Genomic DNA, 6,090 nt, shown 5'->3' with positions numbered 1-6,090 from the left:
GGCCCATCGCGTCCGACGATTTGCTACAACTTTGGCGCGAGCGTAGGCGGGTCGCACGAACTCTGTCGCACCCGCCCTGGCACATGTGGCGCAGCTACGCCGAAACCCTCGATTTTCAATGTGCGCCGTCGCAATAATCGTGGCGCCCTACGCCACACACGTAGGGTGCCAGAGTAAGTGCGACTGGCGCCACAGTTGTGCGACCACGCGACAAAGTTAGTGCGACTGGCCTACAGCGCGGGTAGCTACCGTGTTACACAGTGGCAGTCGTCAACCGATTCGACGCCGCGTGGGTCATCACTGCGACGGAACCGGCCAATAGTTGCAGTTCTCGAGACCTTGGTTGCGAGATTCTTGCCTTTTTCGCGCAGATAGGTGCTGAGATATGCGCCTACACCCGCCGCAATGACCGTCATCAGAAAGGTCACCATCGCCGATCTCCTGTTGGCTACTCGCCTTCGGGGGCAAGGGCGAAATACCCGCCATGGTCGTCCAGGAAGATGATCTCCTGGGCGCTTTCAAGCAGGTCGAGTTCGGCATCAGTCACGTTGACCTCCCGCGGCCCGCCTAGCTCCACGAAAAGTTCGCCATTGTCCTGATAGAACTGCTGGACTAGCACTTTCGGCATGGTGGCTTCCCGGATGAATGGCGCGTTTTACGCGGGGCGTCGGCCTGTCTACGGTGCGGGGCGCGCCAGCGCCCCAAGTGTCGCCGGGTTACTCTTCCCCGGCGGCACGCGCGAAATAGCCGTCGAGGCTTCCCAGATACACGACCTCCGCTGCGCGCTCGAGCTGATCCCGCTCGTCGTCGGTCACATCGAGCTCGTTCGGCTCCCCCACTTTCTGGAATTTGTCATCGACCTTATGAAACTGCTGGACTAGCACTATTGGCATGATGATCTCCCCATGTGGACATCCTATTTTATCCACCAAGCGTCCTCAGATCGAGGCAACTCGCACGATGCTGTAGGCCGTCGCGGTCGTCACCAGTCGCACGCGCGTTCGCCGAAGGCGCGTGCCCCCGATGCATTCCACAATGTAGCAACCGAGGGGCGACGATGTCGTCGACTGAACACCCACAGGAAATGGCGACGTCGCGCGCACCCGACGGTGGGAGCACGAAGGCGTACTGGAGGCCATGCGGCGCCGCCTCGAACGGAAGCCTGATGCAATGACCATCCGTCGAAGTACTGTCGAGCATGTCTTCGGTACGCTCAAACACTGGATGGGACCCGCACACTTCCTGACCAGGACACTCCGGCGAGTGAGCACAGAGATGAGCCTTCAGGTACTGGCGTACAACTTCAAACGAGTCGTGAGCATACCTGGCGTTGCAAAAGCGACGCGAGCTATGAAGATGGCTGCAAGCTGAGGCCGGAAGGGCCTTGTCGCGCCCTGCGCCGTTCGATTGGTGCAAGCTCGATCCGTTGAGCTCGATCGACGTGACCGCCGATCTCGCGCTTAGTCGGGAAAATCTCGTTTCCACACGACCTCGGTCGGCTCCTGCCGAACGACTGCGGCTCAACAGCAGCGAGCCGCGGGCGCTGACGACCCGACAACCATGCGCAGGGCGAAGTTAGAGTTCTCCTCAAACGCATGCAAGCAGTAATATGATTGCTCCCTCTATCGGAAACACCTCGATGCAACTGCTGGTTGACGCAGACGCCTGCCCAGTTGTCGTCAAAGAGATATTGTTTCGGGCAGCGCGGCGTGTCGAAGTGTACGTCACGCTGGTCGCGAATCAGTATTTGCGAACGCCACCTTCCCGATTTATCAAGGCACTACAAGTGCCGGTGGGCTTTGATGCTGCCGATAACCGTATCGTTGACCCGGTCCGGGGCGGCGACCTTGTGATTACGGCGGACATACCTCTTGCCGCCGCTGCCCTCGACAAGGGCGCTCACGTGCTCGATCCGCGCGGAACCTGGTTTAGCCGTGAGAATATCCAGGAGCGTCTTACGATGCGCGAGGTAATGGATCAGTTGCGCAGCTCAGGCGTCGAGACGGGCGGCCCAACACCTTACGCCGCAAACGACAGCAAAGCGTTTGCGGGACAATTGGACCGCTTCCTCGCACGTCATCGTGCCACGCCACGTTGAGTCGCTTGACGAGCGTGAGCCGGAGCAAGAAATGCTGCGCCGGGTCTGTTAGCTATGCTGCGGCCGTTCGCTTGCGCGCCATCTACGGTCGCTGGCGGCTTCCTAACAAAGCCGTTCAAACGTTCAAACGTCGCTTCCGCCTTGGCAACCCGGACATTCGAGCGCTAGTCGTGGTCGCCGCGTTGCGGGCGTCTCACGAAAGCGCCTCGTCTTGGGTAAGTACTATTCATCGACTTGCGTCTCCACCAATGTCCCGATCAGGCGCAGAAGTTCGGTATGCTCCGGCCCTTTGCCACCCTTTGCCATCTCGAACAAGGAAGTCACCAATTGAGATGTCGGATGGCCGGCCACCTGACGAGAGGTTGGGCTCATGTCGGACGAAAACCCGACCGGAGTCGTATTCGCGGACGAGCGACCAACAGTCTCCGTTCGCGCTCCTGTAAAGCACTCGCGCCCTTCGAGTCATGATCCTCTCCTATTCGCGGCTAAGCATATACAACAGCTGGGTGGACGTCGATGACAGGGTGGCAACGTGGTCTCAAGGCTTGCCTTCCGAACTCCACATTGATTGCAACGCAAACAACTGCGCCACACACGGTCATCCGACAGTCAAGGCGTGGCTGGCCGCCTCGCGGACACATGGATTTCCTGCAGCCGGACCCTAGATGGCGCACACCATGCACAATCCACGGCTCGCAGTTCGCGATGCCCGTCAGGCGCCCGGATCGCTGTGCAGTCTATCGTTCGTTTCCACCGCAGATGTACCTGACGCAGGTCGCGCATCGCTTCTGGCAGACGTGGAACGTATTAAATCTATGGTCCCTCCCACTATCAACCGCCGGCCAGCCTTGAAAAGTTCTACGTCTGAACTGGCGTTCGAACCTCCGCTCTCCCGGGCGCTCGAGGGCTTCTACGTCCTTGTCTGATCCGGCGCGGCTCCCCGGACCCCTGCGCGCCGGCCCGCGACCATCTCCACCAGCCAGTTCACGACAAGCGCGGTATACGCTCGCTGGCTGGGATCGTCTGATAGCCCGTGATCGGCGCCTTCGATGATCCGGTACGTGAGCGAATGCGCCTGCAAAAAGGCCTGCAGATAGCTGGCGATCACGGTGTGCGGCACGATCTCGTCATGCTCCGATTCGACCAGCAGCACATCGCCGCCAAAACGGGCTGCCGCGCGCAGCGCGCGATTGTCCGACGATGGCACGATGCGTTTGCGATATGTGACGAGATCATGTTCGACGTGCAGGGCGCGCTTCGGCATGTTCCATCCTTCGTCGAGGTAGAGCGCCGGTACGCGCAGACCCAGCCAGCGCACGGGGCGCAGTTCCGTCAGGATCGCAGCGAGATAGCCGCCATAGCTGCTGCCGATCACGGCAACCGCATCGCGGTCGATCAACGGATGTTCAACGAGCACATCGTAGGCGGCAAGCAGGTCCTGCAGATTGGTTTCCCGCGTGACGTTTTGCTGTTCGTCCAGCGTGCGCCCGTGTCCCGTCAGATCGAAGGTCAGGCAGACGCAGCCGAATGCCGCCGTCTGCCGGGCGCGCTCGAGATACTGCCCCTGATTGCCGCCCCAGCCGTGCACGAACAGAACACCCGGCACCGTTGTCTTCGGTGCGAGCAGGGTCCCGTCGAGGTAGCCGTTCTCGACCTTGATCTGCACTCCATAACGCTCAGCTGTCATATGCCGCTGCTCCGTTGCAAGGTATGGCGATCCACCGTGTAGTACTTCGTGATGGCGCCCGCCTGCGCATCGACGCCCCGATAGATGACGCAGGCACCGTCGGGCACCTGCACGTCATCTCCGTAAAGCTCACGTGTCGAGGCGCGCACGGCATATACCTGAGGGTCCGCCCTGAACATGCGTAACGCGCCAAGCTCGGCGCCCGTTGCGCCGCCGACCCGCCACGACTGCTCGAGCACGCCGCAATGGCGCACGCCCTGCGCATCGATGCCCCAGGCGACGTCATAGTTGCGTCTCGATGCGAAAAAGCCGGCGTAGTCGTTTTGCACGGCGGCATCGAATGCACGCGCCTTGGTGATCGCCTCACGGATATCGCTCGTGACGTCGAGCTGCGCAAGCATATCGAAGCCACCATGCACGACAACCAGGTCCGTGCCGCCATATACGTGATGGCCATGATTGTTGACGGTCAGATGCTGCACACCATAGTAACTCGCTACCAGATCGTCGAGCGTCACCTGGCCGACGCTCAGGGTTTCAATGCTGTCCAGATGCCGTTCCACGACGATGCCTTCCGCTGCCAGCGCGTCGTCGCCGAGCGCGTCGAGTTCCGCTTCCAGTTCATCCATATCGGCGACCAGTGCCTGTCCCGCTCCGCCGATCCCATAAGGGCGCTTGATCCGCACACGGCCCTGCGTCCAGAGCCTGTGCGCCGCGTTGCAGGCATCTTCGCGCGAAAACGCGGAATAGCCCGGCAACACCAGCGAAGCGGTGTGCTCGCCGAAGACGCGCGACCAGCCAGGCGCCGAAGCCCGCGCGTCGTCGGGCAGCGCGTGTGCGATCACCTTCGTCGCGACGAACGGAAACGGCACGACGCCGCCGAACAGATCGCGCACGGATCGTACCCCGAGCTTGCGCGCTTGCGTCAGCGTCAGCGTGTCGTCGGGGACAAGGTAGCGATGCGCGGGATATGCATCGCTCTCATTGAACTCGCCCGCAAGCGTCGTGCCCTTAAGTTCGGCGATCTGCCTCGCGAGCGCCCGGAGCGTATCGACCTCGTGGCCGGTCTGATGAGTCTTGCGTTGCCCACGATAGACGAGGACAACGGGCAGCGCTGGCTTCGCCGGCGATAAACGCACCTTCATGTTGTCCTCCCCGCGCCGTGGCGTAATAGTCTCATCCAGGGCGTTATCGCACCGGCACGCTGTGCCAGACTTCGTTAAGGCTACGCTGATTAAGTCCACCATTCGCGTGCTTCAAGCGTTATAGAGCGCACGTGCAACGGGAAAAGCAAGAAACGATGAAGCAGCAAACGCTCGCGATGGCAGCAGATCAGGGTGCGGGATTTGAGACGCGACGCAAACGTACGCGGCGCGACGAGTTTCTCGACACGATGAACGCGATTGTGCCGTGGGTCGAATTGTGCGCGGTGGTCGAGCCGTGTTATCCGAAACGCGGCAATGGGCGTCCGCCGATTGGCCTGGAGCGCATGTTGCGGATTCATTTCATCCAGCACTGGTTCAACCTTGCGGACTTTGCCTGCGAAGAAGCGTTGTATGACAGTACGAGCCTGCGTCGCTTTGTGGGCATTGATCTGGGTTGCGAAGCCGTGCCCGACGCGACGACCCTGCTCAAATTCCGACGCCTGCTCGAGGAGAACAAACTGGGCGAAAAGCTGTTCGCGGAAGTTGGCCGGGTACTGCAGGCCAGCGGGATGAAGCTCAACAGCGGCACCATCGTGGACGCAACGTTGATCTCGGCGCCAAGCTCGACGAAGAATGAGCAGAAGGCTCGGGACCCTGAAATGCACCAGACACGTAAGGGCAAACAGTGGCATTTCGGCATGAAGTTGCACGTCGGAGTTGATAGTCAGAGCGGCCTGGTCCACAGTGCGGTGGTTACGGCGGCGAACGTGCACGACAAGCATCCGCTGCCGCAGTTGCTGCATGGTCAGGAGCAACGCGTCTATGGCGATAGCGCCTATGCCAGCCAGAAGGCATTGATTCACAGCAAGGCGCCCAGGGCACGAGATTTCACCAACCAGCGAACCCGCCGTGCGGGCCACGTCGATGAGGTGGCGCGTGGCAAAAATCGCAACAAGTCGAAGATCCGGGCTCGGGTCGAGCACATGTTTGCCGTCGTGAAGCGGTTGTGGGGCTATACAAAGGTGCGCTATCGCGGACTCGCGAAGAACGCCAACCGGGCTTTCGTAGCGCTGGCGCTGGCCAACGTTTACCTGGCGCGCAGGCGCTTGATGGCACAGTTGCGCCTGTAATGGGCGAAACGCGGGTAAATAGCCCGCATG

At 60.9% G+C, this 6,090-nt stretch carries 7 protein-coding genes and 1 pseudogene; 3 read left to right on the top strand and 5 right to left on the bottom strand.

Annotation, left to right across the window (positions count from 1 at the left end; genetic code table 11):
• Nucleotides 1-245: 245 nt before the first annotated feature.
• The 3 genes from GCT13_RS36080 to GCT13_RS48690 form a co-directional block, all read right to left on the bottom strand.
• The gene (locus GCT13_RS36080; protein WP_152766544.1) at nucleotides 246-431 is read right to left on the bottom strand and encodes a hypothetical protein; all 186 of its coding nucleotides are present in this window, start codon (nucleotides 429-431) and stop codon (nucleotides 246-248) included.
• 17 nt (nucleotides 432-448) lie between these two features.
• The gene (locus GCT13_RS36075; RefSeq protein ID WP_152766542.1) at nucleotides 449-628 is read right to left on the bottom strand and encodes a hypothetical protein; all 180 of its coding nucleotides are present in this window, start codon (nucleotides 626-628) and stop codon (nucleotides 449-451) included.
• 88 nt (nucleotides 629-716) lie between these two features.
• Complete coding sequence (locus tag GCT13_RS48690; protein ID WP_193727843.1) at nucleotides 717-893, bottom strand: hypothetical protein; 177 nt, start codon at nucleotides 891-893, stop codon at nucleotides 717-719.
• Nucleotides 894-1,098: 205 nt separating this feature from the next.
• Here GCT13_RS48690 and GCT13_RS36070 point away from each other — a divergent pair.
• Together GCT13_RS36070 and GCT13_RS36065 are read left to right on the top strand one after the other, a co-directional pair.
• A pseudogene (locus tag GCT13_RS36070) lies at nucleotides 1,099-1,371 on the top strand (transposase); the annotation flags it as partial.
• A 268-nt stretch (nucleotides 1,372-1,639) separates the two neighbouring features.
• A complete protein-coding gene (locus GCT13_RS36065; RefSeq protein WP_152766540.1) occupies nucleotides 1,640-2,098 on the top strand; it encodes a YaiI/YqxD family protein in 459 nt (152 codons plus the stop codon).
• Between the two features lie 910 nt (nucleotides 2,099-3,008).
• Here GCT13_RS36065 and GCT13_RS36055 read toward each other — a convergent pair.
• Both GCT13_RS36055 and GCT13_RS36050 read right to left on the bottom strand, forming a co-directional pair.
• Nucleotides 3,009-3,785: an alpha/beta hydrolase family protein gene (locus GCT13_RS36055; RefSeq protein WP_152766538.1), complete on the bottom strand. Its 777-nt coding sequence runs from the start codon at nucleotides 3,783-3,785 to the stop codon at nucleotides 3,009-3,011.
• Nucleotides 3,782-4,930: a DUF3182 family protein gene (locus GCT13_RS36050; RefSeq protein WP_152766536.1), complete on the bottom strand. Its 1,149-nt coding sequence runs from the start codon at nucleotides 4,928-4,930 to the stop codon at nucleotides 3,782-3,784. Before GCT13_RS36050 ends, GCT13_RS36055 begins: the two co-directional genes overlap by 4 nt.
• Nucleotides 4,931-5,085: 155 nt before the next feature.
• Between GCT13_RS36050 and GCT13_RS36045 the strand changes: the two genes are divergently transcribed.
• Nucleotides 5,086-6,060, top strand: a complete 975-nt coding sequence (locus GCT13_RS36045; protein WP_152766534.1) for an IS5 family transposase — start codon at nucleotides 5,086-5,088, stop codon at nucleotides 6,058-6,060.
• Nucleotides 6,061-6,090 lie beyond the last annotated feature (30 nt).

The sequence above is a fragment of the Paraburkholderia franconis genome (genome assembly GCF_009362735.1).
In the GTDB taxonomy this organism is placed as follows: domain Bacteria; phylum Pseudomonadota; class Gammaproteobacteria; order Burkholderiales; family Burkholderiaceae; genus Paraburkholderia; species Paraburkholderia franconis.
This window is presented reverse-complemented; position numbering and strand designations above follow the sequence as displayed.